General features: G+C 61.8%; 19 protein-coding genes and 1 pseudogene. 2 read left to right on the forward strand and 18 right to left on the reverse strand.

Translation table 11 applies throughout. The annotated features are described in order from the left end of the window. Positions 1–8: 8 nt before the first annotated feature. Positions 9–221, forward strand: a complete 213-nt coding sequence (locus OKW29_RS14000; protein ID WP_429291477.1) for an ATP-binding protein — start codon at positions 9–11, stop codon at positions 219–221. Positions 222–287: 66 nt separating this feature from the next. After that, positions 288–515: pseudogene (locus OKW29_RS14005) on the forward strand (transposase domain-containing protein); the annotation flags it as partial. A 490-nt stretch (positions 516–1,005) separates the two neighbouring features. Here OKW29_RS14005 and OKW29_RS14010 read toward each other — a convergent pair. The 18 genes from OKW29_RS14010 to OKW29_RS14095 all read right to left on the reverse strand — a co-directional run bounded on the left by OKW29_RS14010 (position 1,006) and on the right by OKW29_RS14095 (position 26,897). After that, a complete protein-coding gene (locus tag OKW29_RS14010) occupies positions 1,006–1,149 on the reverse strand; it encodes a hypothetical protein (protein WP_429291478.1) in 144 nt (47 codons plus the stop codon). Next, the gene (locus OKW29_RS14015; protein WP_429291479.1) at positions 1,146–1,814 is read right to left on the reverse strand and encodes a hypothetical protein; all 669 of its coding nucleotides are present in this window, start codon (positions 1,812–1,814) and stop codon (positions 1,146–1,148) included. Before OKW29_RS14015 ends, OKW29_RS14010 begins: the two co-directional genes overlap by 4 nt. Before the next feature lie 51 nt (positions 1,815–1,865). Then, a complete protein-coding gene (locus tag OKW29_RS14020) occupies positions 1,866–5,801 on the reverse strand; it encodes a DUF6519 domain-containing protein (protein WP_429291480.1) in 3,936 nt (1,311 codons plus the stop codon). Between the two features lie 108 nt (positions 5,802–5,909). After that, positions 5,910–8,225 carry a hypothetical protein gene (locus OKW29_RS14025; protein ID WP_429291481.1) on the reverse strand — a complete coding sequence of 772 codons (2,316 nt, stop codon included), beginning with the start codon at positions 8,223–8,225 and terminating at the stop codon, positions 5,910–5,912. 8 nt (positions 8,226–8,233) lie between these two features. Then, on the reverse strand, positions 8,234–11,143 hold the full coding sequence (locus OKW29_RS14030) for a putative baseplate assembly protein (protein WP_429291482.1): 2,910 nt from the start codon (positions 11,141–11,143) through the stop codon (positions 8,234–8,236). A 7-nt stretch (positions 11,144–11,150) separates the two neighbouring features. After that, on the reverse strand, positions 11,151–14,438 hold the full coding sequence (locus tag OKW29_RS14035) for a putative baseplate assembly protein (protein WP_429291483.1): 3,288 nt from the start codon (positions 14,436–14,438) through the stop codon (positions 11,151–11,153). Beyond that, complete coding sequence (locus OKW29_RS14040) at positions 14,435–14,800, reverse strand: GPW/gp25 family protein (protein WP_429291484.1); 366 nt, start codon at positions 14,798–14,800, stop codon at positions 14,435–14,437. Before OKW29_RS14040 ends, OKW29_RS14035 begins: the two co-directional genes overlap by 4 nt. Positions 14,801–14,829: 29 nt before the next feature. After that, positions 14,830–15,090 carry a hypothetical protein gene (locus OKW29_RS14045; protein WP_429291485.1) on the reverse strand — a complete coding sequence of 87 codons (261 nt, stop codon included), beginning with the start codon at positions 15,088–15,090 and terminating at the stop codon, positions 14,830–14,832. Positions 15,091–15,165: 75 nt separating this feature from the next. Next, positions 15,166–15,723 (reverse strand): phage baseplate assembly protein V, encoded by a 558-nt coding sequence (locus OKW29_RS14050; RefSeq protein ID WP_429291486.1) that lies wholly within the window; start codon positions 15,721–15,723, stop codon positions 15,166–15,168. Next, entirely contained in the window at positions 15,720–16,865 is a 1,146-nt protein-coding gene (locus tag OKW29_RS14055) for a hypothetical protein (RefSeq protein ID WP_429291487.1), read from the reverse strand. Before OKW29_RS14055 ends, OKW29_RS14050 begins: the two co-directional genes overlap by 4 nt. A gap of 1 nt (position 16,866) precedes the next feature. Beyond that, a complete protein-coding gene (locus OKW29_RS14060) occupies positions 16,867–17,238 on the reverse strand; it encodes a LysM peptidoglycan-binding domain-containing protein (RefSeq protein WP_429291488.1) in 372 nt (123 codons plus the stop codon). Beyond that, on the reverse strand, positions 17,235–17,906 hold the full coding sequence (locus tag OKW29_RS14065; protein WP_429291489.1) for a hypothetical protein: 672 nt from the start codon (positions 17,904–17,906) through the stop codon (positions 17,235–17,237). Before OKW29_RS14065 ends, OKW29_RS14060 begins: the two co-directional genes overlap by 4 nt. Before the next feature lie 424 nt (positions 17,907–18,330). Continuing rightward, positions 18,331–18,588 (reverse strand): hypothetical protein, encoded by a 258-nt coding sequence (locus tag OKW29_RS14070; protein WP_429291490.1) that lies wholly within the window; start codon positions 18,586–18,588, stop codon positions 18,331–18,333. Continuing rightward, a complete protein-coding gene (locus tag OKW29_RS14075; protein WP_429291491.1) occupies positions 18,585–20,624 on the reverse strand; it encodes an ATP-binding protein in 2,040 nt (679 codons plus the stop codon). The genes OKW29_RS14070 and OKW29_RS14075 overlap by 4 nt, the downstream gene beginning before the upstream one ends. Beyond that, positions 20,621–21,886, reverse strand: coding sequence for a Pvc16 family protein (locus tag OKW29_RS14080; RefSeq protein ID WP_429291492.1), 1,266 nt, complete (start codon positions 21,884–21,886; stop codon positions 20,621–20,623). The genes OKW29_RS14075 and OKW29_RS14080 overlap by 4 nt, the downstream gene beginning before the upstream one ends. Positions 21,887–22,655: 769 nt before the next feature. After that, positions 22,656–23,405: a hypothetical protein gene (locus OKW29_RS14085; protein WP_429291493.1), complete on the reverse strand. Its 750-nt coding sequence runs from the start codon at positions 23,403–23,405 to the stop codon at positions 22,656–22,658. Next, positions 23,406–23,933, reverse strand: a complete 528-nt coding sequence (locus OKW29_RS14090; protein WP_429291494.1) for a phage tail protein — start codon at positions 23,931–23,933, stop codon at positions 23,406–23,408. A 21-nt stretch (positions 23,934–23,954) separates the two neighbouring features. Beyond that, positions 23,955–26,897: an Ig-like domain-containing protein gene (locus OKW29_RS14095; RefSeq protein ID WP_429291495.1), complete on the reverse strand. Its 2,943-nt coding sequence runs from the start codon at positions 26,895–26,897 to the stop codon at positions 23,955–23,957. Positions 26,898–26,974: the final 77 nt, after the last annotated feature.

Consider the following 26,974-nt stretch of genomic DNA (forward strand, 5'->3'; position numbering starts at 1 on the left):
TTCATTTGGTGGGCACCAAAGTAGCCAAACTCAACGACGAAATCTACACGGTGATGGAGACGCGCTTACCGTTCAAGCACTGGGCAGAGATCTTCAATCACGACAGCACACTGACCTCCGCGCTGCTCGACCGGCTTCTGCATCATGCCGAGACCGTCGTCATCGAAGGCAAAAGCTACCGCATGAAAGACCAGGACGGCACCGATCCCGCTACCCTGTGATCGCCTGCGCCATGGTGAGTTTCAAACCGTCTGTTCTAGACGAAATTGACGCCGCTGCTCACACCGTTTGCCACCAGCAGAAAAGTTTGGCTCTTTAGCGACACGGTCGCTGGAGCGAAAGCCAGCGCCGTCATCTACAGTCTCGTGCTTACATGCCGCGCGTGCAACGTCGAGCCATACACGTACCTGCTTCACGTCCTGACTCAACTGCCCTAACGGGCACATGACGCCGACATAAGCGACCTACTGCCGTTTCGGTTCATGCAGTCTCAGGCTTCGACCAACGCCGCCTGAGCAAAGAAAATCATACGCAGACGTCCCGCTTCCGCGCCAGCAGATTTGCAGCGCTAGGCGACATTCATGCGCGTGCGCGTGCGATCAAATTAGCGCTTACTTTTGATCGGCCAGTCGTTCGTTCGCGTTAAGTCGCTCGGGGATTTCAAATCGTCATTGTGAACCTTGCGGTGCACGGCTGCGCGGACAGCCGCAGCCACGGGGAGCGCCTCCTACGATTCGCGTTCCCATGTATCTCTCAGATCAGACTGCCGACCTCGGCCGTCTCCTCATAAAAGGACTATCTTCTTTCTATTGCCGCCAAAGTTCATAGCGTGCCGGTCAGGCTGCGTGCACAATTCGGCCACTATAGCCCGGCGGTTGTACGACGGCTATTTTGATGCACCCTGATCATGTAGTGGCGAGCAGTGCGGCGGGAATGGATACAACGGCCAAATGTACGTGCATCGTTGCCAGTGAAGCGAGAGCAACGCAAAGTCGGAATCGGACCCTACTGCGGTGCACCCGGCTCGCACAACTGCGTGGCCGCGACGTCCCATGTGCTGTCGGCCGGGAAGTATTCGAACCGAGTCGGCGAGCCCGGACGAATTTCGTTCACGTCGCCGCTCGCCTTGAAGCCGGCGCCTTTTGTCATCCTTTGCCGGGAATGGCTCCTGCCCGGACATCCGCAGGCGGGTTTCCGATGGGATGCTCGCCTGCCGGCAGCGCGACGTTCAAATAAGTGGTGCTGCCCGGTGCGGGCGAAAAAACATCCGTACCAAGATAGATCGGTTTGCCGCTGGCATTCGCGATCTCGATAAACAATTGCGGAGTGTTCGTTTGACCGTCTGCATTGCCTGAGAAATTGATCAGAAAATAGCCGGTACTGTCGGTGTAAGCGAATCCGTATTCACGCACGAATTTCTTGTTGGCATCGACCAGAAATACGGTCAGATGCTGCACCGGCTGCAATGTCGAACTGAAAACTCGCCCCTGCAGCGCCCAGCCCGTCGCCGACACCTGTGGCGCGGGCGTAGATGCCTGCTGATGCGCTGCCGAGAGCCGTGCGACCCGCGCGGCACCGGTTTTGACGGCTGCTTCTGCCGCTTTCACGTTGGGGTCGCTCGCACCATACTGCTGCCTGAGCGCCGCTGCGGTCCGCTTCAATTGCGATAGGCGCGCGCTATGCACGAGCATCAGATTGTGAATGCTCTGCGAACTGCCCGCATCGGCACAGCCCACGGCGGTAGTTACCGCGGCGTCAAGCTGCGCACGGTTGGGCGTGGGAGTGTCGGTGCTGTTACCAGTATCGATGCTCATTGCGGCGATCCTCTCACTCTGGTGACGATGCCGGCTGCTCGGCCGGGCCTATTACTGGCGACTCAGGCTATCGCACAGCTTCGGTAGCGCCATGCTGATCAGGGCAAGGTTGGACTGATTGATAGTGAAGCCGGGCGTGCCGTCCACCACCAGGCAGAACGTGGAAATATTCTGCGAGGTAATGTTGACTACCCCTGCCGTCAGGCCCGAGACCACCACGGATTGGGGCGACTCCTGGAATCGGTTGTTGGTGACATTGACACTCCCTGCGACCAGCACTGCGTCGAAAAAGGCGTCGGTGGCCACGGCATCGACCCAGGAATGATTGCCCGTAAAGTTCAGGTGATCTACCGACATGATGGCAATTGACGTGACGGATGGCTCCCGGCTGGCGCGCGCCTCAAGTTGGCAGATGTTGTCGCTGAAGAGCACCGTTCCATTGCTCGATGCGGCGAAGGCGCTGCGGGCTAGTCCACCGCCCCTGTACATGTATGGGTTCGTGCCGGTGGATTTCTGAGTCGCATAGTTGTAAATGTCCATCATCTTCAGGGAATTTTCGGTCTCTATGGCCGCGCCGAGGTTGAGAATCAGAACGGTCTGCGCGATCGGGAAGTCACGACCGCCCACCATTCCGCCGCAGCTGAAGTGGTTGTTTGAAATGGCGAAGGGACCAAAGCCAATGGCCAGCAACGCCTGCCCCAGCCCGATGCGGACCACGTTCTGTTCGACGCGCAGCGCGGGCAGTCCGGGCTCATAGATCATGGTGGTGAAAATGTTATTGCTGGAGGCTGCGCTCTCACCGGTCAGCACAACCTTCTCAGTGGTCGTGTCCGGCAGTCTGGGCGGAGTGACCAGCGCCAGCACGATTCCCCCGTGCATGGCCCCGCTGGTGGGTCCCGCCTCGCGCGAGACCTCGCTCCAGTCGCGGGTTTCGAGCACCTGATTGCGGCTGATGTCGACCATCTCTCCAATCAACACAAAAATGCCGTTCGCACCTACGCCGGGTTTGGCGCCGAAATTGGCGATCGCATTATCGCGGATGACGAGATTCTCAACAGCAGGCACGCAGATAGCCGCGTAGGGAAAAGATGCACCGCTCGTTATAGGCTCGGCAGTAGTAAAGCTGCCTTGCCCGACGTTGACGTCGGTAAAATTGCCTGCTGCATCCTGGGCACTCGTGCTCGACGCTTTGTATGTCTCCTGCGAGGCCTGCGAGCCGAAGGTGCTCAACGCTGCGGTCGAGCGCAGAACGGTGTTGCGAATCGTGTTGTTGGTGATGGTCAGGCTCGTGATTGAGATGATCTCGAAGATGCGCCGCAGGTCGAAGATCCCAACCGGTCCGATGCCGCACAGGCCCATGTTGCTGATGCGATTGCGGTCGATGGTGATATCGACAAGCAGCCCGCCGGCCACAAGTCCGGTGCCTTGTGTACCGATCGTAGACGAGCTTGGCGGCTCAAGCGTGCCGGTGGTTGAACACGGGTCTTCATGAACTGTGGTGATGCCGATGATTGCGCCGGTTTCATGGCCATTCGCGTCAACGACGCCGTAGTTGCCCAACGTGATGCCGTTGAAACGTCCGCCCTCGATCAGGTTCTCGCAAACGAATACTTCGCGCGAAGGGCCGGCAATCATGATCCCGCCCCAGTGGCGGGCAACTTCGATCTTGATGCCCGCCAGGTTGATGGCCTCGACGGGAAGTGGCCCACCCGCATCTACAGGCCCGGTACCGGCGCTTTCCGCGACGCTTTTCTTCGCGCCTTTTTTCGACACCGCCTGAGTCTTTGCGCCGGTTGCGGATTCGGTCTTCGCGGTGCTGCCAGGGTTCGAATTGGTGTCCGGTGTCAGGTCGCCGGTCACCGTTGTGGGCAACCGTTCCCGCATCGTCGCGAGACCCTGGATGCCGACATAATTGCGGTCGAGGTGGATCTCAATGCCGGATACGTAAATCGACGGCCAGAGGCTGGGGACATCCTCCATAAGGACCCGGTTGTCATCGATGCGAAGCAGCTCGGTACTCCTCGCAAGGATGGCAGGAAGCGTGGAGCCGGTAAGGAACAGATCCTTGATCGTCACATCGATTACGCGAGGCGGAGTGTAAGCGCTCAGCGATATTTTTGATCGCACGGTTTCGTTGGGATCGTCTGGATTGTCAGGGCCCGGCGGCGGCGCAACCAGCTTCCCCGTTCCGTCCACAAGGATGCCGACTTCGTTCGTATCCGCCTCGACAGCAAAATCATGCAGCTCTATGTGCTCTGATCCGGCGATAGAGATCACGGCGGTGAAGGTGCCATCGCTATTGCCGCCGGTCGTGGCACCTGCCGCTGCGGAAGCTGCGGACAGTGCGGAAGTTGGCGCGAGTGAGGGCGAGGCTAGTCTTGTCTGATATCCGCAGCCACGGATCACCACGTTCCGCAGACCATTGATCAAGACGTGCTCAAAGTAGCGTCCCGGCAGGATGCAGACCTCGCCGCCGCTTGCGGGCAGCGCAGCCAGCGCATCGTTGATAGATTGGTACTGAGCTCCCGCCCCAACGGTTACGCTGCAGCAACAGCAGGAGTTCTGGCCGCCGGAAGCCAGCGGCGGGCGGCAATCGCTGGCCTGGCCCGTAGCGAAATCGACCACCGAAAGCGGCGTGTAGTGATGGTGAATTCCCCGCGGCGCAGCTGCCGAAAGCTGATCGAGCGAGCCGTCGGTGCGCGCAGCAAACGTCCAGTAGTCGCCGCTGTTGAAACTGCCGCCGGCCGTGCTGACATCGAAGCTGACCGTGACGCCATTCTCAAGGATGACCGCGATGCCGGGGGCGGTCACGGGAATCTCGCCGCTGCTGCCTGCCGCGCCGAGATCTACGACCACGGTTGTCCCATCGCTCTGGTAGACCTTGCCGGACTGATCCCAGCGGCGGATACGGGTATGCCGCGCCGGATCGGTCTGATACGGCGTCGTTCCGCCCGTCACTGGGAACTTCGTCGCATCGGCGGGCGAATCGAGGGTGATGGTCTTGCCCGCGAAGTCAATCGTGTCGATACGGTGCAGGTCGCCGTGCAGGACGCCGTGCAGAACGGCCAGTTCCGAGTCGTCGTCGAGAATCTCGATCCAGTCGCCCGATGCAAAGCCCAGCACCTGATCGCGTCCCATACTCAAAACGCTGAGCTGGCTCGCCGAGACCAGCACAGAGTTCGTGACCGGCATAATCGCGGTGACGCCGGTTTCGACCGAGCCATTGTCGCGCGACCATTTGAAGGTAGCCGTGCCGATCGGGCCGGGAGTATGGATCTCGACGCGGTAGTTCTGATTTTCAGCCCCAGTGTATCCAGTATTGGAGGTAAGGCAGCAGGGGCCTGCGGGCGCCGAACTCACAGGGGCTGTAGTAAGCAGACCACTCGAGGGACCAGGCCACGGCGTGCCAGCATTGCTGCAATCGGCGCCTGACTCGACTTTCGCAAGCCGCACCTGCCACACCGTCTGCAGCCGCCCGGTGGTATCAATTCCGACGGCGGGATCAATCAGATAGGGGTCCTGCAGATAGTCGACCGCCCGGGTCCACACGTCGAGGTAGGCAAGATAGGTGCCCCCGTCGGTTGGCTGAACCACGCCGGGCATCCATGGCTGGGCCGTGTAGGCGATCGCGCCAGTTTCCGAAGCTGGCGGAGGCTGGGGCGTATTCGACATTTCGCCCAGAGCCGGATCCCACACGGTTGTCGTGGGGTCGCCATGATTCTCGGCCAGCAGCCCGTCGACGTACATTCTTCCCGGACCGATGGTGAGCTTGCCTGCGCCGTCGAACTTCAGCAAGAATGCAAAAGGCGTGGTCGCCGGATAGGTCGCCCGGCCGATGAAATCGAGGGTTTCAGCCTGGGCACGGCGGACCATCTGCGCCAGCCACTCGTTCCAGTCCGAGTCCAGCTGCACGCGCCCCTGCTCCATCACAACGCCGGAGTAGTTCTTCCAGGGGTCAAAGCGAAAACGGCTTGTATCGAAGCTCACTGTAACGCCTCCCTTCATCTGTTTCCGGCGCGTTTTCCCGGGGGATAGTGCGCGCCGCTTGCTTGCGTGAATCGACGAAGTCAGTTCTGCTAAGTCAGTTGTGCCAATTCAGTTCTGGTAAATCAGGCCGAATTCCATGCCGACTGGCAGATACTCCTGCATCCTCACGCGCAGGTCGGCTTCGCGCTCGGGGTTGAGCAGATAGTGGAAGGCGCCCATTTCGCCGCTATCATCGGCCCCGCGGCGGATGCGGTCGCTGGTGGACGCGAGCAGCTTGCAGTAACCGGGGCGTCCATAGCGCAGCGCGAAGAAGAGCGGCTGAGGGTTCTCGGGAGCCTTCTCCACGCATTGAAAGCGCCGTGGCGTAATGGCCCCCGTGGGCAGATAGCTAAAGCGTACGCAACCTGCCTGGCGGCGATCCGAGATGACGGAAGCGGGCCACAGCTTCGGGTCGTCCGCAGGCGCGAGCCAGGACCAGAGAATCGAATCCGAGATCAGCGAGAAGAGGGCCGCGTGAATCTTGCCGATGACCGTGCAGCCAACCATCGTGAGCGCGCCGCCGCTCGGACCGGTGGTCGAGGAATCGGGCGCCATGTAAGCCACACCTGTGGGATCGGCCGCGTCGAGGATGCTATCGGTCGCGGTGAATGCCGACATCCGGCTGCAGCGCACCGGGCCAAGTATCGAGCGGGCCGCCGTCATTTGCAGTCCCGCCGGTTCCGCTACCAGCGTCACCTGATCGGGGAAGACAGGCTCGCCCTGCGGCGTCACCGACCAGCCGGGAACCAGCGTGCAGTGCGTGAGGTTGAGCTGACCAAGCCGGCTGTAGCTGCCATCGGCCTTCAGTTCCGGTGCATGGACCAGCGCGATGGGAGCGGGCGTGGCTGGAGCCATCGCGGTTGCAGCCGCGATCAGCACTCCATTGAGCACAAACGTGCTCGAGGCATCGCCGGTAATCGAGATCTCCCCGTCCAGCAGCAGCGTCGGCCGAGCTTGGTCCGCTGCGCGCATTTCAAGCGTCGTTCCGGCCGGGAGATCGATGATCAGCGGGCCTGCGGAGACTATCCTGGAGCCCGCGATTTCGATCGCGACCAAGCCGTTCTCCGCCAGCTCTCCGATAGCGAAGTCGACGGCTTTCTGCAGGTCGGCAAAGCGAGGATCCGGAAACGGCACGACCCACGCCGGGTCCGTCACGAGAAAGCCGTCGGCGCCGGTAGCCCGCGGATATTCGCCGCCGCCGAGGTCGGCGTTGAAGCCGTATTCGTAGGAAACGCTCACCGCGGGCTGATGTGTCCCGCCGGCGACAGGCAGAGCGAGCCGGCCCAGCTCGGGATCGATAGCCGCAGCATAGGTGGCAGGGACAGGCGTATTCGCCCATGCCCCCTCCGGCCCGGCAAGATCGCAGACCCGAATCTGATACGGGTCGAGCGGCGTGCCGTCGAGCCACACGACAAGGCTCCCGGTCTCACCGTAATAGTGCGCGCCGACCCCGAGTTGAATGTCATCGCAAAACGCTCCCCGCCGCAGCCGGTCCGCGACGTTGAAGGGCTTCACCGGGTCGTTGATGTTCGTGTCATCCGGTTCGAATCCGGGCGGAATCGCTCTGTGAAAAAGCGCCATGTCCATGCCCAGTGAGCTGAACCGATAGCATCCGTTACCGCTTGCAGACGGCGTCGCTGGGCAATCCGTAATGCTCCAGGCACCCAGCGACCAGAGAAAGATAGCGATGTTCTGGATGTTGTATCGCCCCTGCTCACGCGGCGCTGAAGAGATGGCCGCTCCCACGCGGCGCACATCGACTTTGTGCGCGGTGCGGTCGAAACCGGTGTCGATGTAGAGGCCTGGCTTCCACTTGCGTAGATCGGGCGCGTAATGGTTGCCCCGGCGAATGTGGTTCATGTACTGCGTATCGCCAAGCACGCGGAAGAACTCGACTGCATGCGCTCCCCAGCCAGTAGCGTCGCGGGCCAGTTCTTCCATCACCAGCACGGTCCCCTTGCGCCGGCGGAATGCAATGGTGTTGGCGACCTCGGAGCGCGGATTGTCGATGGTCGCGTTGATGCCATTGACCGCCTGGTAGCCAATCAGGTCGCCGATGTACGGAATCACCCACTCGGCGCACGTTTCGATGAACTGGTCGTCGTATAGCTGATCGAGATCGTTGGCCACGATCGAGATCTGCTCCTGCATCACCAGCAGCAGCGACTGCAGCGGACCGCGAGAAGCCTTGGCGTTGAGTGCGTCGAGCAGCGCCTGCTGGTCGGCGGCAAGCGGAGGCATCCCAGGGGCGGTGAGCAGCTTCAGCTGCGCCAGCGATGCCTGCTCGAGGTCGGTAAGCAGCGGCAGCGACTGCGCCAGCTGCATGTCGCGAATGCGATAGACAGCAGGCAGCAGGCTGAACAGATCGAGGCCCTGCGGGCTCATGGGAAGGCTCATGACATGACCCCCAAGGCAATGGCGTTGGGATTGGGATCGAGCACCAGGATTTCGGCGGGCAGCGGCAACCCGTTGGTGGTGGCCACTGGAATCCACGGGCAGACGCGCAGCTGTACGCCTGCTGGAGGCCGCGTCAGCGTGACGGTCTGCGTGAGCCACTGGTGCGCGGCGTAGACCGACCACCCACCGCTTGCCAGATCGCCCGCGCGGCTGGTGGCGCCGACCGTAAGCGCTGTCACGTTGGACGCCACCACGCCCGGCACGGCCTGAATGAGCGCGGAGATTTCGTCTCCCGACACTCCTTGACCAAAGCCGCGGTTGGCGAAGCTGTACTGCGATCGCAGCGCGGCAATGATGGCGGCGTTGACCGCGGTCGAATCGTAATCCGGGTCATAGGCCACGTCTGCCTTCAGCGAGAACAGCGTCTCCAGAAAGCTCATCGCATGGATCGGAATCAGCGGATTGCCATACGACTGCAGCGCGGTGACCAGATTCCCCAGCGTTGGATTTCCTGGAGGTAGCGCCGCCCCGCCCGCTCCGGCAACCGTGAGGAAGACACCTCGCCCCGGCCCGCTCGGAATCCACAGCGCCGTCGCCTTGGCAATGCCGCCAAAGCTGCCCGCGAAGTTCTGATAATCCTCGATTGAAACCGCCCGGCCCAGAGTCAGTACCGAGCTCGGCGCATTGGCGCGAACATCGGTCACTGACTGCGCGTCCTGCCCGCCAGTAGCGGCCTCGGGGTTGATGACGCCCGTCACTCCCAACGGCCGGTCGATCAGCGTGGAGATGCTGCCCGCGCTCACGTTGCCCGCCACACCTGAGCCCACGCGGTAGGTGGCTACGATATTGTTCTGCCCCGTGGGCAGCGTTGCACCCTCCTCACCGTCGCCAAACAGCACATCGGTCGTCGCATCCGCCTGGTTGAGAGTCGCGAAGACCGACGCCCCCGGCTTCTGTTGGTAAAGCGTCTGGACCTCTTTCCATGTCACCCCGCTGGCCGTGACCTTGAGCGTACTCATCCGCCCGGTCGGAGTCGGAGCCTGAACATAGGTAAGCGGTGGCTGGCGCAGTTTGAATCGCTGGTTGGGTATCGCCGCAGCGCCGTTGCCCATCACCTCTGCGACCGAGCGGCCCGCAGTGGCGAGACCCACATTGGCATTCACCGAGCTCATGCCGCGGTCATACACCTGCGTCAGCGGATTCTTGAGCAATACCTGCGTATGCGGATACGGTGACGTAACCGCGACGACTGACGAGACCAGAGCAAACTCCTGAATGTCCGGGTCCATTCTGGTCGAGGCAGCAGGGGTGAAACTGCCAACCGTCGCTGCCACTGCACCGGTGCGGCTACTCGAATCCGCCACACGCAGATTCCGCGCGCCGGTATCGGAAAGCCATGGTGGAATGCTGCCGTCGCCATTCTCCGGCAGCGGCCCAGGATCGATTAGCGTGACCACATCGCCCGGATTGAGCGTGAGGTTGGCGGAGCCGTCTTCCGGTCCGTCGTCGGGCACGAAGCTCAGCGGCGCGGCCGCGGTGGTCACCTGGAGCTTCTGCGCCTTACCGGTAACGGCCACGGCGGTGACACCCACCAGGTCCGGCCTCAGCGCATCGATATCGATCACCGTCCCGTAAAGCGGGTGATCGAGCGGCTGCCGCGCCACGGTGAGCTGTTCGCTTTGGGAAAGAACAGCGGTTCCCTGCAGCGGAAAGTCTGAAACATCGGGGTCATTGAAATCGGCCGCCAGCTCGGTAATGCGGCCGCTGATGCCAAAGGCGGAGCGCGAACTGGCACTGGCTGCCGTCACTTTGTATAGCTGGGCCAGACCATTCACCGCCAGCGCAAACCACGAATTCACCGACACCTTCGAATAAGTCGAGTCGAGATCGATCTGGCTCGCGTTGGCAGTCTTGAAGTTCTTCCAGATCCAGGGAGTCATTTTGTCGTTGATCAGCTTCGGCAAGCTGGTCTTGGTGTTCTTCTTCGCGTTCACGAACAGGTTCGGATCGGGCGCGATGCTGCCAAAGAGCGCGGCCCTCTGCCGGAAGGCGAAGACCTTGGCGGTCGTCCAGGTCGAGGGATGGGGAGAAGTTCCGCTTCCCGTTCCGTGATCCATCCGGACGTCCCAGCCCACCCACGTCACGCCATTCTGCGTGTCGATGACGACCTGATCCAGCGTCACCACGTCCCATTGCTCGTTGGGGGTGGAGCTGGGCGTCCAAAGCTCGCGGGCCACGCCGAGGATCAACAGCGAGTCGCCGGGATTGAGCTGATTCGTCGTGCCGGCAAGATAGAGCCCATTCGTCCCGGGCGCGATCCACGGCAGACTGGTGCTGATCGGGAGTGAGTTCCAATCCGCCTTTGCCAGAATGTCGGCCGATGTCTCGAACGTCTGCGGCGCCTGATTCTGTGCGGGTACGCTCTGCACCTGAGTGCCCGCTGGAATAGTGATCGCCGTCGTCGTGGGATCGGCCGGCAAGCCAGTGGCCGCCTTGACCGTAAAGGCCAGATACGTCTGCGCAGCCACACCCGGAGCAGGCTGATAGCCGATCAACCGCGCGAGCTCGGTCAATGACCGCAGCTGCGTGGCCGTGCGCAGATAGCTCTCGTTCGCCAGCCGCTCCTGATAGAAAGTGAGAATGTCGAAGACCACCGCGCTCGCGTCAAGCAGCGCAATGCTGAAGTCGTCCGTATCGCGTGTCTTGAGATAGGCGAGCGCCGGATAGTCCGCGCTCGACAGCCGCGCCAGCATCGATTCGCGGAAGGTCGCCCAAGTGCCCGCGCGATATCGGATCGCCGGCAAGCCGGGCAGATTCATTTCTTCTTGCGGTGTCTCGATGCCGATGCCAAAGCAGCAGCCGCAGGTGCAGTCGGACGTATTTGTGCAGGGCGAAGTCATGGTCATGCACCTCTCACTTTCCACCTTGCAGCACCAGGGTGAGCTGCCCGTGATTGGGATAACTGGGGTCGTTGTCCATCCGGGCAATCTGGAACGGACCGAGAGGAATTTCGCCATCGGCAAGATAGGCGGGATCGTTTACTCCCTGCGGGCTGAAGAGGGTAGCTGCCACAGAAGTGACTCCGGGCACCTTGCGCGCCGCCGCATAGATGGGGCTGAGATACGCTGTCTGTCCGAAGCGGAAAGTATCGGGAGCGAAGAGTCCGCCCGGGGCACCGCCGATCGCTTGCAGCAATCCTTTTCGCACATTGGCCTGGAAGTAATCTGGATCGACGCAGACGGTGAGCTTGATATTGAGCGCCACATAGCGCGGCGACTCAAGCTGCAGATCCTGCCCGGCTAATCGGTAGCGATTCACAAAACGGGTAAGAGACTTGCGCAGCGCCGGCGTGAGATCACCCCCGCCTTTGGGCTCCGCAGCGATGTAGACCGTGTACCAGCTCCCCGTCCAACGCAGCGTTGCAACAGCCTCGTCGATCTGGCTGTTCCTCTCTGCGATCGCCACGTAATCGGGCATGGTGATGGCCCGCTCCTGCGTCAGAAAGGCCTCGGGCGCACGCCGCCGAATCTGCTCCGTGGTCTCCGGGTCGACCCCACCTGCTGCAGGCAGCGGATTGGTGCAACCCACAATACGGGCGTCGCCTGTCGCCAGAAAGACCAGGCTCTCCGCACCCACATTACCCGCCGTCCCGTTGCCCACGCGATACGTTGCGTTAAAAGCCGCGCCGCTCTGCGGCGCGAGCCCATTCGTATCGTCGCCGAAGCGCAGATGCGCCGAGCCGTCGTACTCGATCTCAACGACAAAGCTGGCATCCGCCGGCCCCGCTTGCAGCAGATTCGACTGCGCCGTCCAGTTGGTCGTACGGTTGTCGAAGAAGCTCGACAGCGTAACTGCGGGCAGCGCCTCATCTGCGTCATAGTTCATCAGCGCGGTAGCGCAAAGACCAGGGTCGGGTTGCTCAGAGTAGCTCCGCACCCGAATCAGAGCCGAGTCGCGCGCGATAGTCGATGCGGCATCATTCAGTGTGAGATTGCTATAACGCTCGACAAGCACCGGTACTTGAACGCCCTCGCCCGAGGACGGGTTATAGACCACCAGCAGGTTGAACTGCTGGGGATGCAGCAGGCTCCCCTGCGCGATCACGCCAAAGGCTGGCGGCCATGCCAGCGGATTCGATGCCTGCACGACGAGATAGGCGCTGCCTCCCGAGTCGACCAGGTTGATTGAGCCCGCATTCGGCAACCGCGTGGGGCTCGCGGGATACGCCGTGGGTGCAGTCCCAAACGGAGTGAAGCCGGCCGGCACCTGAACAAATCGCGAAAAGGCGTTGATCTGCGTAGGCGCGTAGTTGGGATCGGTGTTGGTCAGCGAAAGATCAGGGAACAGTTCTAGCACCACCGGCCCCGTGACTCCATGCGGCCCGCCAGTGGGGACATACACGACTGACAGGTCGAAGTTGGCCGGATGCACGGCATTCGCAACCACGCTCACACCAAAATATTGCGGCCAGCTCCACGGATCGGCCGCCTGAACGCTGAGGCTTGTATAGCCGTTCGCGTCGAGAAGATTGGCGAAGCCCGATGTGACCAGGGGCACGATGGAAGTAGCAGCGGGCGCGCCTGCGAGAGGCAGAGGAACCGCCTGCGTAATGGGTGCATCAGGGAGCACCGGCCGATAGCGAACGGGAAGGCCTTGCGGCTGTGTCGGATTGCAATGGTCGCTGTCATCCGGAGGGAAGATCGAAGGCTCAGGCACCGCCCCTAGCGAGATCGCGCCGAGATGCAGGCCCTGATCCGCAAGCACGATGTTGCCCAGCACGACGCTTACATCGACAAGATTTTGCAATTTGCCGGTCGAGTCGATAAAGCTCGACGACAGGCACACGGGGAAAGGCAACCCGTCTTCGCTCGACCACTGAATTTCGGTGACCGCGGCCGGGCTCTGCGCGGCCGAAGTGACAGCATCGCCCATGCCGTCGCTTCCCGGACGCGTAAAAAGTGGATCGACAAGCAGTTCGCCGAGACTGTTTTGCGTGGCTACCTGTGTAAGCCGCACCGCGCAGCGATGGCGAATATCCGCATCCGCTCGGTCACCTGTGCGAGGCCCCAGCATTTCTTCAAAGATCAGCACATCGCCTGGCTGCAGATTCGGATAGCTGCCGAGCAGCGTAGCCTCGGTTGCGCCTTTGGGCAAACAGCAATCCGTATCGCCCCAGGTATAGAAACTCATCTGGTTGTGCTCGGGATAAAGCGTGGCATCCTGCATCGGCTCGAAGACAATTACGCCCGCCTTCAGCGCGGCTTCTTCATTGCCCGCGCCCACGGCAAGCGAAGAAGGCATGCCCGGCGCAAAGGTATAGAAACGCGTCAGAGTGCGATCGACAATAGCCTGCGCGTTGACCTCGAGGTGCATCCAGGTGCGCGCATTGCAGCCATCATGGACTGCATAATCCACCAGCAGTGCATGGCGGCGCAGCGAGATGCGGCTGCGCGCGGTCTCGATATAAGCCTCGGTCGCGACAGCATCCTGCTGATAGCTGAGATAGTCGCCCACGTAGGCGACAAGCTCGGCCATCACCACACCCATGTCGGCTTCGGTGGTTGCGCTCCAGTTGGGTACGAGCTGATTGAGCCGGTCAAGCAGTACAGTGCGAAAAGCCCCGTAATCCTTGGCCAGATAATTGATAGGAGGAGGGTCGGGCAAATCGGGTGCGCAATCGGGCGCTGCCGGCGCGCAGTCGAAGTATGGCGGACACTCCACCTTGAAAGAAAATTCAACTTCAGATAATTCAGGATCGAATCCCGTCAGCGCTTCGGTCAGATCGAATGGATCTTCGGTGGCCTGCTGCGCACCGGTCACCAGCCGTAGCGTGTAAGGCGAGAAATCGCCGGCGAGCTTGGTCCGAACGATGAGCACCTTCGCCGCGTCGGCGAGGCACGTGTAATAGGCTGTCTCGGCAGCGGTCGCTGAAGCTGGCAGCGTGGTCGGATCGGAGGCGAGCCCGACCCAGGCGACTCCGACATTGGTGATACTCTCACCGCCGCCTATGAGTATGTTGGCTACAGCGAGATTCGCCGCCAGCGCATTCAGACAATGCACCACCAGCGTCTGCTGGCGCGGGATGCCCAGCGCGATCGCATCATGATCCAGCACCTCGAGGTAATCGATCCCGTTGAGCGTAGGATTGCCCAGCACTGCCGCTTTGCGATTCTCATTGCAGCATGCGTAGGTCAGGCTCATTGCGGACCTCCGTACACAAAGGTCTGTATCTCGGTAACGTCGGTATTGAGCGGTGAATAAGTCACAGTGACGGTGAGCACGGCTTCATCGACAGCAGCTACAACGGATTGCACGCGCACGTAATTGCTCAACCATTTCTGCAGCGCGGCCTGTACGCTGAACTGCGTCGCGGCAGCCATCTCCATGCTGTTCGGCGCGAAAGGAAGCTGCAAAAGTCCGCTGCCGAAGTCAGGCAGATTCACGCGCTCTCCCGGGGAAGTGAAGAGCACCTGCTCCACCAGCTGGCGCACGTAATCCTGCTGCGGATCGAGCGTTCTGCCGCGGCCGTCGAACTGGAACGGGAAATTCACGTTCGTGCTCATCCGGTACTCCTTTATCCTTGAGAAGCCAGTTAGGTCGCCAGCACCAGTGTTTGAGCCGAGATGGGTAGCATCGGCGTGCCGGTTGGTGTGCAAATCGATGTCCCGCTCAGGATCGCGACCGGCTGCCCATTCGACTGCACGCTGGTCGAGCCCATAATCCATTGCCCGGTGACGCATGGACCATTCCCCGCCGGCGGCGCGAACGCGCATCCCGCGATCGAGTAAGGCGCGGCGATCGTTGCAATGGGCATGCCAGAGACAAACACCACCGGACTCGGCATCGTCGGCATCGCCTGCCCTCCGTGCGAACACATCACTACCGCTCCCACATGCAATATCGGTCCCGGCATTCTGTATTCCCCCTCTTACGCGCCGACAACGGTAAGCGCGGTTTCGTTGATGGCCACGGTCGGTCCAATCAGTGTGATCGTGGCGCCCTGTCCGTTACTGATGTAAATGCCGGTCTCGTTCACCACGATCATGGCTCCGCTTACGCTCTTGAGCACGATGCCTCCGGTCGCGGGCGTCGGTGGCGCATCGCTCACCAGGATCATGTTCTCGCCGGTCGTCTGAATCACGACGTTCTGCCCCGGCGGAATTGCCGGAGGAGCCGTGGCGAAGACCGGTACGTCAGCCGCCGAGCCCCAGAACCCGCCCGTCCAGATGGGGTAATCGGGATTGCCCTGCTCGAACTCGACCCATACCTGCGACCCGATCGGCGGCACGATAAAGACGCCCGCCTGAATTCCTGCCGCTGGTACGCATGGCATTGCCCAGCTGCCGGGAATCGCCCCAAGCACATCGGGGCACTGCAGCAGCACGCGGCCCATCAGCAGCGGGTCGATATTTTCGACGACGAGGCCGCGATACTTGCCGTAGAAGCGTTGCGCGTTGCCGCCAGCCGTTGAATTCTGTGGGCTCATATGTTCACCGTCGACACAGTCGAAACCAATCCGTTGCGCGTCAGCGTGAAGTTTTGCTTATACCCGCCGCGCTTGATTTTGTGAGTCACGCTCTTGACGTAGTAGAGCCCGTCAAATGCCGGTCCGACGCCGCGCACGCCAACCAGTCCACGTGCCTTGAGAATGCCGCGATATCGCGACACATCGAGCGACCCTTCACAGGTCACCGCCTCCGCTGCTTGTGCGGCAGCAGCGAGCCCCATCATCACCGCCTGTGGAACGGGCAGCTTTGCCAGGTCGTCGCGCAGTGGCCGCAGATCGGGAGGAAGCAGGTTGGTCGGCAACGGCGGAATCAGCCCCAGCGGCGGGTTCAGCGGCGTAATTGGCGGCAGCGGGATCGGAATGCTGACTCCCGTCTCTTCTACGTAGGTGTAGATGATCGGAATGCGATTCTTCTCCTGGTCAAAAGTAAAGTGCAGGCTCTCGACATTGGTATAAGCATCCATGTCGCCGTTCAGGGATGGCTGCGGCACGCCGATCTTGATCTGCGGCCCCCAGTACGCAGTGCTCGAGCCGGGCACTGGGCCCGGCTCGATGTAGAAGACATAGCCCACCTGTTCCGCGAGGAACTTTATGTAGGAATAGTCCGTGCCCTGTTGCGACGACCACTGTTCGATGGGTATCTGCAATACCAGCATCAAGCTGGGAATGATCATGGGCAGCACGCCAAAGAGCGCATACTTCTCGAGCAGCAGCAGAACACGTCCCTCGGGCGGCAGCGCAGGGAACGGAAAGCCGCTCCAGTCAGACTGGTCCATTAATGCGGTAAGGTCTTTGCCGGTGATGGTGAGCGTCGAGTTCGAGCCCTTGTCCCCAGGCGAAAGCTGATTGTTGGTGATCACGCCGTCGATCAGCACGTTGGCAACGCCATTCACTGTCGCCACCAGAATCACGCGCATAAACAGGAGCGGCAACCCGCCCGAAAGCAGAAAGAGAAGCTGCAGCGGAGATTGTTTGTCGATGCTGAAGACAAGTTGAAATCCGCTCTGGCCCACGTCATCGACCTTGACCTCGACCTCAGCCAGCGAGTCGAGCACGACACGTGGCACGGTGAGCGGCACGACCGGGCCGATCATCATCGAGAGTTGCACGCTTTGGAGCATGTCAGGCACCTGTGCCCGTTCCCGGCACGCCCTGGGGGGTGGTGATATTCAGCACAGCACCCGGCACGGCAACCAGATCATTCGGCACGATGGCTCCATTCGCATCGCACAACAGCCAGAACATCAGCGGATCGCCCAGATACCGTGCCGCGATCAGATCGAGGCGGTCACCGCGTTTCACCGTATGCTGCGCCACGGTGGCATAGTTCGGCGCACCTGGCTTCGGCACAAAACGCCGGGTAAGGTACGTGATTACTGTCCCATCAGGCGACGTATATTGCTGCGTCGAATAGTGGTAATAGCGGCTGTCCAGCGGAAAGCTGACCGCCGGCACCGCACCCATCTGAATCAACTGCTGCAGTGGATAGTTCATGGCAGGCCTCCCAGGCCAAGCACATTGAGAGCGACTGATTTCGCCTGTGTTGCGAGGGATTCCTTGTTGCTCAGATAGGCCATGAAGTAGTGGCCGCCCGGATGCTGGAATCCAAGGTCGTCGATGTTCAGCACGCGCATGCCAAGCGACACCTTGGCGCGGATCGGATTGAGCTGCGTATCGAAGGCCTCTTCGGTGATCGAGAAATCCGTGAGGCGCATCGGAACGACGCGACTCTTGCTCCACACGAAGAGCGTCAAAGGCTGCTCCAGCGGGATGATTTCAAGCGTTCCGGCGTTGGCCATCTTGTCGTCCGAGAGCAGCGTTTCAACGGTGGGGTTGACCAGCATTTCAAGCTGCGCCAGTTGCGGCTGCAGGCCAAACTGCACAAAGCTCTGGTTCTCCTGCCTGGTCGGAAACTCCAGATAGTCCGTTGCATCGAGTTCCGCTTCGAGCTTGATGGTTTCAATGGCCGGCCCGCGCAGCCGCAGCGCATCCACCCGTACGCCATCCTGGCCGCCCGGCATCGACTGGATCTGCAGCGTGCGCGAAAGCGAGTCAGGGTTGTACTGCAGCGCAATCACGCTCTGGATCGTAGTCGTGCTCGGGTCCAGGGTGACGATGCCGCCTTTGACTAGGCGAGGCGAGAGAGGAGATAAAGTGCTCACGGTCTGTCGGCTTCCTGAGGTGTTTCCACCGGGTCAGAATTTCATCTCGGCTTTAGGCTCTAGCAAGATCGAACTGCAATATCGTCTACCTCACCTGTGCCGTCCGCTGTGAACGGCACGTCGTCCCGCCAAAAAACAAAGTACCTTCCACCCGTTGGAAAGCTTCTCTTTCGATTCGTCGATCACTGCCTCAGCATCTCAGCGGGAAGGCCACGGCGCGCCGGCCTCGCAGGACTCTTCGGTGGAGCATCAAGTGACATTTGCCCAATCGACCATTGCCACTCTTCTGCAATCCGTTCGTCGAGCTTGTCCTCGTTCGCAAGCGCGTCCGTATTCGTCCGCCCTCGCGCGGACGCACGATTGGAGGTCGGTGCCATCGCCGTTTTGGCGGCTTGAGCGGGTGCAGCCGTCGCGTTGACGCGGCTCATGGCTTGAGCCCCTTCCCAATGCCGCGCGCCACCTGATTGCCGAGCCTCCGCGCACCGCTTATTCCCGGCGTCTGCGCCATCTGCCCCAGCTTCAAAACGGGTGTTCGATGATTGCGGGCCCACGCCTCGCGGCCCTCGCGCTGCGCGAGCATTTCGGTCAGTTGGCTCTTTAGGCCATCCACAAACGCTGTCCGCGCCGCCGGGTCCATCCCGCTCAGCACCAGCCGGTCGATGCTCACATGAATCCTGCTCATGCCCACCCCCGAATCTCTGCTTCCGCCAACGGACGCTCCACCTTCATTGCTTCCTGTTTTGCCGCCCGCAACACGTGAACCATGGCAATAGGAACCCGCTCTCCCGCAGCGAGAAACGCCGCATTCAGCGCGATGTTGCGGATGCTGCCGCCGGTCATTCTGAGCTGCGCGAGCAGGCCGGGATCGAGGCCCTGCGTCGGCGCTTGTGCTGGAAACACACGCCGCCAGATTGCCTCCCGCTCCAACGGCCCTGGGAAAGGAAAGTCGACGGAAAATCTTAGCCGTCGCTGAAATGCCTTATCCAGCGAAGACTTGAGATTGGTGGTCAGCACCGCCAGGCCCTGGAAGTTTTCCATCCGCTGCAGCAGGTAGCTGACCTCAATGTTGGCATAGCGGTCGTGGCTGTCTTTCACCTCGGCACGCTTGCCGAAAAGTGCATCGGCCTCATCGAAAAGCAGCAGTACGCCGCCTTCTTCCGCTGCGTCAAAGACCTGCCTGAGATTCTTCTCCGATTCGCCGATGTACTTGCTCACCACCGCGGAGAGATCGATACGGAAGAGATCGAGACGCAGTTCTTTGGCCAGCACTTCGGCAGCCAGCGTTTTGCCCGTTCCGCTCGGACCGGCAAAGAGCGCACTGATGCCCAGCCCGCGCCGCCCGCGCGCCGCAAATCCCCAAGACTCGTACACCGTCATGCGAAAGCGCGCCTGGTCGGCCAGACGGCGGAGCGTATCTTTCTGCATGGCGGGCAAGATCAGGTCATCCCATTCGCTCGCCGGCACAATGCGTTCAGCCAGGTCCTCGAGTCGCGGACGCGACAGCGACCGGCAAGCGCCCCAGAGTCGCTCGGTCACATCTGGCACGACGGACGATTCGCTTTCCCTCGCGCCATGAGCCGCCGCGCCCACCGAAGCAATCGTCTGCGCGCTGAGCCGGAACTGCTCGGCCAGATCGTCGATGAGATTGCCCGAGTCGTTCATGTCCTTTGCGCCGGCCGGTCCCAGCGCCATCGACCACAATCGCTTCTGGCTGGCAGGCTCGGGCCTGTTCACCGTATAGCGAACCGAGGGCCGCGTGAGCCGCAGCGGCTCACGGCTCGCTACGACAAGCGGAACAGGGAGCCGTTCGATTGCCTTCAGGGCCGCGGCACTGGGCTGCGCCGCTGCGCACTGCACGATGAGCATCGCCGGCAGGAGCGCGGCATCGCGTGTCCACAGAGCCACAAACTGCGCAGCCGAGTGGGCCGGATCGTCGGAAGCGCTATCTCCAGAACCTGGAGCTGGAAAATTCTCGAAAGGCAGAACCTGCAACTGCCGGCCCTGCCGATGTGCCACAAGCGCGGCAACATCTTCCTGACCGCTCGCGTCGTTGCCACTGAGATGGATGATCGGCGCTTGCGCCGACTCGATACCGGGAAGAGAAACAATCTCTCCAGCGAGGCCTGCATGCTCATCGGCGATCCAGTGCGGATAGACGCGCTCCTGCATGAGCGGCTCAAGTCGGGAATCCAGTCTGTTCACTCCCGCCAGATAATGCAGAATGCGCTCGTCGATGCGCAGCGGTGCGGCGGTCAGTCCGAAGCCCGACTCCATCTCGATCAGGCGCGCGCTTCTCAGCGAAGCCGACGGCGCAAGCGCGCTCCAGTGCGGATGATCGAGAGTGCCGAGAGCCATGCCAAAGCTGATACTCCCGCGCCGCTCCCCACCCTGCCACTCGCTCACCTGCCGGGCCAGCGCCGAGTCCATCTCGATCCCCGCAGCCAGTAAAACGATCTGTCTCTCGAATTCGCTTAGAGAGAAGGTCTCAGCCAGCTGATCGATTGCCGCCGGTGGATCGAGCGACTCCCGGAGCTCCTGCAAAGCCGCTTGTGCCTCGTCGTCATCGCCGCTGGCAGGCAGGCTCGTTCCCAGACGCCGTCGCAGCCGCGCGAACTCCATCGCGAGACAAGCCTGGTTGGCCTCCGTCCACGAAGCCGCCCGCAGTTGGTCCGGCAGCACCGTTTCTCGAATGGCGGAGCTGATCTGGGTCGCGTTCATATCGTCACCCAGAAGCTTTGATCAAAGGTCGGCGTGCCGCCCGGCGTCGTTGGCCAATTCACCATCACCTGGCTGGGCGCTCCATCGACGATCAGCCTCGCTAGCTGCTTGCCTGCCGCGAGAGGCGGAGCAAAGGTAAAGCTGAGCGTTCCGCTGTTCGCTTCAAAAGGCTCGGATGGCGCCGACTGGCTGCCGATGGCCAGCAAGACCTTCTGGTTGGGCCGCGCCACCGGCGTGAACGTAGCCTGGATGATCGTTGAGGTTCCGGTCTGCACCACCCCCGGCGCGGGCAGCAGTTGCAGCACCGGAGCTACCGCAAAGGGCACGGAATTGGTCGTTTGCACCACATTGCCCGGCGGATTCTCAAAGTTCACCGAGATCGAGTAGATGCCCGCTGGTACCGGCAAAGCAACCGTGTCCGCCGGGACCACAAACTGCAACGAGTTGGCGGTGACGTTGATGGCGGCAGCGGGAGCCTGCGCCCCCAGCCTTGGGTAGCTCAACATCACCGTCGTCGCGCCATTGAGAAACTCTCCGGTGATCGTGACGGTATCCCCGGCGGCCGCCGAGATCTGCTTATCTGGCGGAGCTATTGCAAGCAGCTGCGCCGGCTGAATGGCGTTGGCCACGATGTTTCGGCTCAGCACCGGCAGCGCAAAGCCGAGCTGCGTTTCAGGCTCGATCAGCACCACCGAAGCCTGAAAGGGAAAGGTCGGGCGATAGTCAGCCTTGAGCGCCGTCCAGAGCCACGCCATCTCCTCACGATTGAGCAGCGAAGGCGTGATCTTGATCATCTCCAACTGGTCGGCCAGACCGGAAGCATTGAGGGCCAATGCAAAAGCAGTGGCCGGCAGCGCGGTCAGCGCGGTGGCAATATCGGCCCGCGCAATTACCGGAAAGCGGTGCAGCATCAGCAGCGCATGGCCCAGCAGCGCCTCAGCCTGCCAGTCCTCCGACCCATAAGCGGTCAGAAGATAATGCAGGTCGAGCGCCATGGGCGGGTTCGAATTCAGCGTTCGTCCGTCCGCCCCGAGCGATGGCAATCCGACGTTGCGCCAGCCCTGGTTATAGGTCACCTGGTGCAGAAAGAGATTGACCTGGTTCTGTTCCGTTGCCCCGCTGCCAATCTCAGCCTGTACGAGGTCGGGCGCCTTGGCGGAAAGCTTCACCGTTCCAAAGAGCGCACTGAGTTCGCCTAAGGCATTGCCTAGAAAATGCTGCAGCACCGCGGTCACCGCCGGCACCGCGAAGGCGTTGCTCATCGCTGGCCTCCACTGCCGCGGCGCAGGTACTCATCGAGACTCAGCCCCTTGCGAGGCGCAGCCGCAGCCAGTCGCTGCGGCTGTGGAGCAACAGCCGCGACCTCGACCCGTCCTATGTGAATGTGAATCTCGTCCGGCTCGACGCGCTGCGCAGACGCCCGGAGAACGGCATCGATGCGAGGCGGTGCGGTTGCCCGCATTGCGTGTGTTGCGTGTGTTGCGTGCGTTGCCTGCGTTGCCTGCGTTGCCTGCGTTGCCTGCAGCGGAATGGCTGTCGGATTCTGTTGCGCCCGCGACCGCTCGGGTCGAGAACCAGGCGAGGAATCAGCGGCCTCAAATGGACGCGTCTCGGAACCCCTCGCAGACTGCTCGCCGCGAGACTTCTCGCTCGGCCGACTGACAATCGAATTTTCGTGTTGCTCCGTGCGACCGAGTCGAGCATGGTTCGATGTGTCGCCGCTGTAGTCTCCGCGCAGGAGCGGCGGCTCGCTGAGAGACGCGAGTCTCGAGACAGGCGTTGCGGACCCCGCCGAAGAGCTGCTCGGTTGCGTCGAAGTCAATAGACGATCGGAGTTTCCCAAGTTCATCTCAACTTTCGCGCGGGCCGCCTGCGTTTCAGCATTCGTCTCCAAGCTATCGGGTGGCCCCGTCGCAGCAGACACCAGAGGCGCCACAGGGGCAAAGATTGACCCAAGCATTGGCCGAAGTCGCGGCCTGGCCAGGCTTTGAGCCGGCGCCGCCATCGAAGCGATCCGTTGAAGGAAATTGCTCATGCTTCCACCATCCTCAGGTACGTGGCGCGCCGCAGCTCGCTCATGCCCAGAATCGCCGCCTCGGTCCATCCGTAAGCGGCAGCCAGGGCATGCACCTCCGAGAGCAGTCGCCGCGCCCGCGACTCTATCTCCGACCACAGAAAAACCGCCAGATCGAGCACCTCCTGGCTCGCACGGCTGCAGACGGGGCACTCGAAGCCGAGTGTGATCTCAGCAATTGGATCGGCCTCCGCCATCCTCGCTGCGATTTCATCGATTGCAGCGGGCGTCAGGCTGTCTCCCTCACCGGTCATGTTTCGTTCGAGCGTGCAACGCTCCAGCAGTTGAAGCGCCGCCCGCTCGGCGTCCGCCTCGCCCGCCACCAGCGCGAGGTCCCGACTGGTCGGCAAGCGATACACGCCCCCTCTCGCCGAAACCCGTCTTTCCATCTCCGGCAAAGGAGTCGCGGCAATCGCCGCGCAGTCCACTTCAAACTCAAGCTTCTCCCCGCATTGCGGACAGACGGTCCAGCCCTCCAATCGAGGTCCGAAATAGAGCATGCGCACCTGGGCCAGCGCCCGGTTGCGTCGCCCCAAGGGCCAGTCGGCCACCGGCTCGTCGGTTGTCGCGCCTGGTGGCAGCGAAGTCCGAATCGCCAGCAGCGCCCGGTCCAAGGGATGCAGCCGATAGCCGTGCTCCCAAAGCTCCAGGAACTCGGCATTGCCCAAAGCGACCAGGTCGACATCTGTCATGTTCAGCCCGGCCATTTAGCTGGCCACATTCGTCAGTGTCGGCTCGACCGGTTCGGTGACGCTGGTGTCCCGCTCCCAGCCCTCGTTCTCGAGCTTGATGTGCTCGATGGCCACGGCGTTCGCGTTGGCATCGAGGTCGGGCATCGCCTGGTACTCCGAAACCCAGCAGCGGTAAATCTTGTACGCCATCACCAGTTGTCCGGCCTCGTTGTAGAGCTCGAGGTAGATGTTCTTCCTCATGTTGGCCAACGAAACCTCCGCCCCCAGCGCCGCGCCAAAGTTCCAAACCAGTCCCGCCCAGTCATGAAAGGCCTTGTCCTGGGTCAGCCCGCGTTCCAGCGTAATCGCGTCGAATTTGTTTCGCCCCGGCGACTTGTGCGAGGTAGACGGATCGCCGCCTTCGCGATGCTCCACTACTTCGGTGGTGCGCTTGAGCGTGCTCATCTTGCTGATGCCGGCGATGTAGGCGCCATCCCACTTGAGCCGGTACTTGAAGTTCTTGTACGGGTCCAGCCGCTTCGGATTTGCAGGAAAAATTGCCATCGGATTTCCTCCTGGGTGCACTCACGAGAGCTGCCCGGCTATCTGCTGAATCTGAATGACGACGAACTCGGCCGGATAGAGCGGCGCAAAACCCACCAGGATATTGACGATCCCGAGATCGATGCTGGACTGCGGATTGTTCTCCGCATCACACTTCACGAAGTAGGCCTGCGAAGGGCTCGTCCCCTGGAAAGCACCCTGCAGAAACAGCCCCTGCATGAACGCGCCGACATTGAGCCGGATCTGGCTCCACAGCGGCGCGTCATTCGGCTCGAAGACGATCCACTGTGTGCCGTCAAGCAGGCTCGATTCGATGTAGAGCGCGAGCCGCCGGATTGGAATGTACTTCCACTCCGAGCCAGCCTGATCGTTGCCGGACAGCGTGCGCGCGCCCCAGACCACGTCTCCATACACCTTGAACTCGCGCATGCAGTTGATGGCCTGGATGTTCAGGTCGCCGTTCTCGATGTCGGTCAACGTGTACTGCAGTCCGCTTACCCCGGTAAGTCCCGCCTGAATACCCGCCGGAGCCTTCCACACTCCACGGCTACCATCGGTGGCGGCATAGATGCCTGCTACAAATCCGCAGGGAGGATAGAGCGAAGGCCGATTACCCATCAGCGGATCGGGAGCCTCGACCCAGGGGAAGTAGTACGCAGAGTTGGCCGAATTAGGCGCGGTGGTGATCGGGCCAGCGGTGCTGCCCACCGGCCCGGAACCAGTCAAGCCAGAAATAGTCGCGTGGGGCGGCGAATCCACAATATAGAAGGCACGCCTGCCGGCGCAGTAGTCCTGCAGTTTGGAAATCGCCGGCGCATCCGTTTCGCCCGGGACGCACAGCAGGTTGAAGATGTCCACCCGGTCCAGCAACTGCCGGCCGCCGGTCGTGGAAGATAACATCACCAGCTCAAAATTCTGATCCGTAGCCGGCCACAGAGCAGTCCCGTCCGCGCCGCCGCTCAGCGCGATCGGCGACCCCGATGGCGTCGCCGAAGGAGCTGCCGTCGGCGCAATGGGAACCGTCGACCCAGGCGGAATGAAGCTCAGGTGATTCGAGTCGTTGTCGATCACCGCGACCACATAATTCGAGTCGGTCGTGACGGTCGACAGATTGACGAAGTTCTCAAGCGTCTGCAGCGAGCCGGTCGGCGTGATCTGCTGCACGAGCAGCCCAAACCGGGTTGGGTCAGCAAGCTGTGGTGAGATGCTCACTCGCAAATTGTTGCCCCACGCTCCGGGGTTAGCTGCAAAGAGCGTAAGCGAGCCGCCCAGCGCCACCCCGGAAACCAACCCCGTCGGACTCACCGTGGCCACACCCCGAGCCGAGGAGTTCCACTTCACCGTGTTGGTCAGGTCCTGAGTTCCTCCCCCTGAGAAGGTGCCCGTCGCCGTTAGCTGCGCCGTCCCGCCACTGCCCACATTCACTGGCGAAGGTGTAATCGCCAGCGACTGCAGCACCGGCGCGGTCACCGTTACGGTCGTTTTTCCGGTGACGGTCGCCCACGTCGCCTGCACCGTCACACCGGCTGCGTCGACCGTGACGCCCGTAGCAATGCCGGTCTCCGCACCGATACCCAGATTTGCATTTCCCGAGCTCCACACAACGCTCGAAGTCAGGTCGGCATTGGTCCCGTCCGAGTAGATGCCAGTCGCCTTAAGTTGCAGCGTCAGGCCCTCCGCCACCGAGGGATTGGTGGGGCTAATCGCGACCGCGTTCAGTACAGCCGCAGTCACCGCAAGGGTTGCGCTCGACGTTACGCCGTTCGAGGTTACCGTGATCGTCGTCGCTCCCGGAGCGACCGCCGTAGCCAGCCCGCTCGAGGCGTTGATGGTGGCTACCGCTGTGTTACTTGACGCCCATCCGTCCGGCGCAACCAGCGCTCCCAGGACAGAACTTGAAAGGTCAGAGAACGATGCATTGGCCGTGAACTGGACTTGTTGCGTAGCCACCGCCACTGGTCCGCCCGGATGAATCGCGAGGCCAATCAGATCTGCAGCAGCGTTCACCGTCACCGCCACGGGAGCTGAAGTCGTGCCCATCCACTTTGCAGTGATATTGGAGCTCCCCGCTGCACCAAGCGGCGTAACCAGCCCTGAAGCGCTGACCCCGACTGAGCCCGGTACGCTCGAGGCCCAGGTCGCCACATTGGTCAGATCCTGCGTTGTGCCGTCGAGATACGTCCCGGTCGCCGAGAGCTGTTGCGAAGGGCCGATCAGCGGCTGTCCGGTTGCCGGCGGCGCATGTCCCAGCCCAAAGGCCGGAATCGTCTTCGGTGAGATAGTGATCGCGCTGAGCGCTACGGGTGCCACGGTCACAGTCAGAGCACTCGAGATCATTCCGGAGGTCGCCGTAATCGTAGCGGTGCCCGCTCCGGTTGCCGTAGCCACCCCGCCCGCTCCGATCGAAATAACTCCGGTGTCGCTTGAAGACCAGCTTGCCCCTGCCAGCCCGGCGCGGCTCCCGTCCGACCTGTTTCCGGTAGCGGTGAACGTCAGCCCAGCCCCCAGCGGAATCGGCGGCAGCGCGGCCGGCGCGATGCTGATGCTCTGCAGCACCGGCGCACCCACGCTCACCGACGCGGCCGGTGAAACAATCGCCCCCAGCGATGCAGTAATCTGCGCCGTCGCATATCCGGCGCCGGTTGCCACCGCGGTCGCCGCGGAAACCGGATTCGTGCCCGGAGCCGGCGGAAGCGAGCCATCCCACACCAGCCGCACGATGTACGCCTGCTGGCCGCCATTGGCAAAGAACTGATTGACTGAGTAGCCGAGCAGGCTATTCGAGTTCAATCCGCCAAAGAGCGCCTCATAGCCGGGCCAGCTCTCCACCAGCACCGCTTCATCGACCGGCCCCTGCGGAGCCCAGCCGATAAAGGCCGCAATAGAGGTGGCCACTCCGGTAATGGAGTGGACGCCGCTCGGGAGTTCCTCTACATAGACCCCAGGGTAGGTAAGCGTGGGCATAAATCCGTCCTCCCTCCGATTTGGGTATCGAATTTTTGCTGGCGAGTCTGGCTTGAGTACCGTTCTTGTGTCGTGTA

Origin of the sequence: Paraburkholderia sp. CI3, assembly GCF_050436505.1 — a bacterium.
In the GTDB taxonomy this organism is placed as follows: Bacteria; Pseudomonadota; Gammaproteobacteria; order Burkholderiales; family Burkholderiaceae; genus Paraburkholderia; species Paraburkholderia tuberum.

Excerpts from the sequence above, each read along its gene's own strand:
- OKW29_RS14010 (WP_429291478.1), bottom strand. The coding sequence starts at position 1,149 with ATGACAAAAGGCGCCGGCTTCAAGGCGAGCGGCGACGTGAACGAAATT.
- OKW29_RS14015 (WP_429291479.1), bottom strand. The coding sequence starts at position 1,814 with ATGAGCATCGATACTGGTAACAGCACCGACACTCCCACGCCCAACCGT.
- OKW29_RS14025 (WP_429291481.1), bottom strand. The coding sequence starts at position 8,225 with ATGAGCCCGCAGGGCCTCGATCTGTTCAGCCTGCTGCCTGCTGTCTAT.
- OKW29_RS14030 (WP_429291482.1), bottom strand. The coding sequence starts at position 11,143 with ATGACCATGACTTCGCCCTGCACAAATACGTCCGACTGCACCTGCGGC.
- OKW29_RS14035 (WP_429291483.1), bottom strand. The coding sequence starts at position 14,438 with ATGAGCCTGACCTACGCATGCTGCAATGAGAATCGCAAAGCGGCAGTG.
- OKW29_RS14040 (WP_429291484.1), bottom strand. The coding sequence starts at position 14,800 with ATGAGCACGAACGTGAATTTCCCGTTCCAGTTCGACGGCCGCGGCAGA.
- OKW29_RS14045 (WP_429291485.1), bottom strand. The coding sequence starts at position 15,090 with ATGCCGACGATGCCGAGTCCGGTGGTGTTTGTCTCTGGCATGCCCATT.
- OKW29_RS14050 (WP_429291486.1), bottom strand. The coding sequence starts at position 15,723 with ATGAGCCCACAGAATTCAACGGCTGGCGGCAACGCGCAACGCTTCTAC.
- OKW29_RS14055 (WP_429291487.1), bottom strand. The coding sequence starts at position 16,865 with ATGCTCCAAAGCGTGCAACTCTCGATGATGATCGGCCCGGTCGTGCCG.
- OKW29_RS14060 (WP_429291488.1), bottom strand. The coding sequence starts at position 17,238 with ATGAACTATCCACTGCAGCAGTTGATTCAGATGGGTGCGGTGCCGGCG.
- OKW29_RS14070 (WP_429291490.1), bottom strand. The coding sequence starts at position 18,588 with ATGAGCAGGATTCATGTGAGCATCGACCGGCTGGTGCTGAGCGGGATG.
- OKW29_RS14075 (WP_429291491.1), bottom strand. The coding sequence starts at position 20,624 with ATGAACGCGACCCAGATCAGCTCCGCCATTCGAGAAACGGTGCTGCCG.
- OKW29_RS14080 (WP_429291492.1), bottom strand. The coding sequence starts at position 21,886 with ATGAGCAACGCCTTCGCGGTGCCGGCGGTGACCGCGGTGCTGCAGCAT.
- OKW29_RS14085 (WP_429291493.1), bottom strand. The coding sequence starts at position 23,405 with ATGGCCGGGCTGAACATGACAGATGTCGACCTGGTCGCTTTGGGCAAT.
- OKW29_RS14090 (WP_429291494.1), bottom strand. The coding sequence starts at position 23,933 with ATGGCAATTTTTCCTGCAAATCCGAAGCGGCTGGACCCGTACAAGAAC.
- OKW29_RS14095 (WP_429291495.1), bottom strand. The coding sequence starts at position 26,897 with ATGCCCACGCTTACCTACCCTGGGGTCTATGTAGAGGAACTCCCGAGC.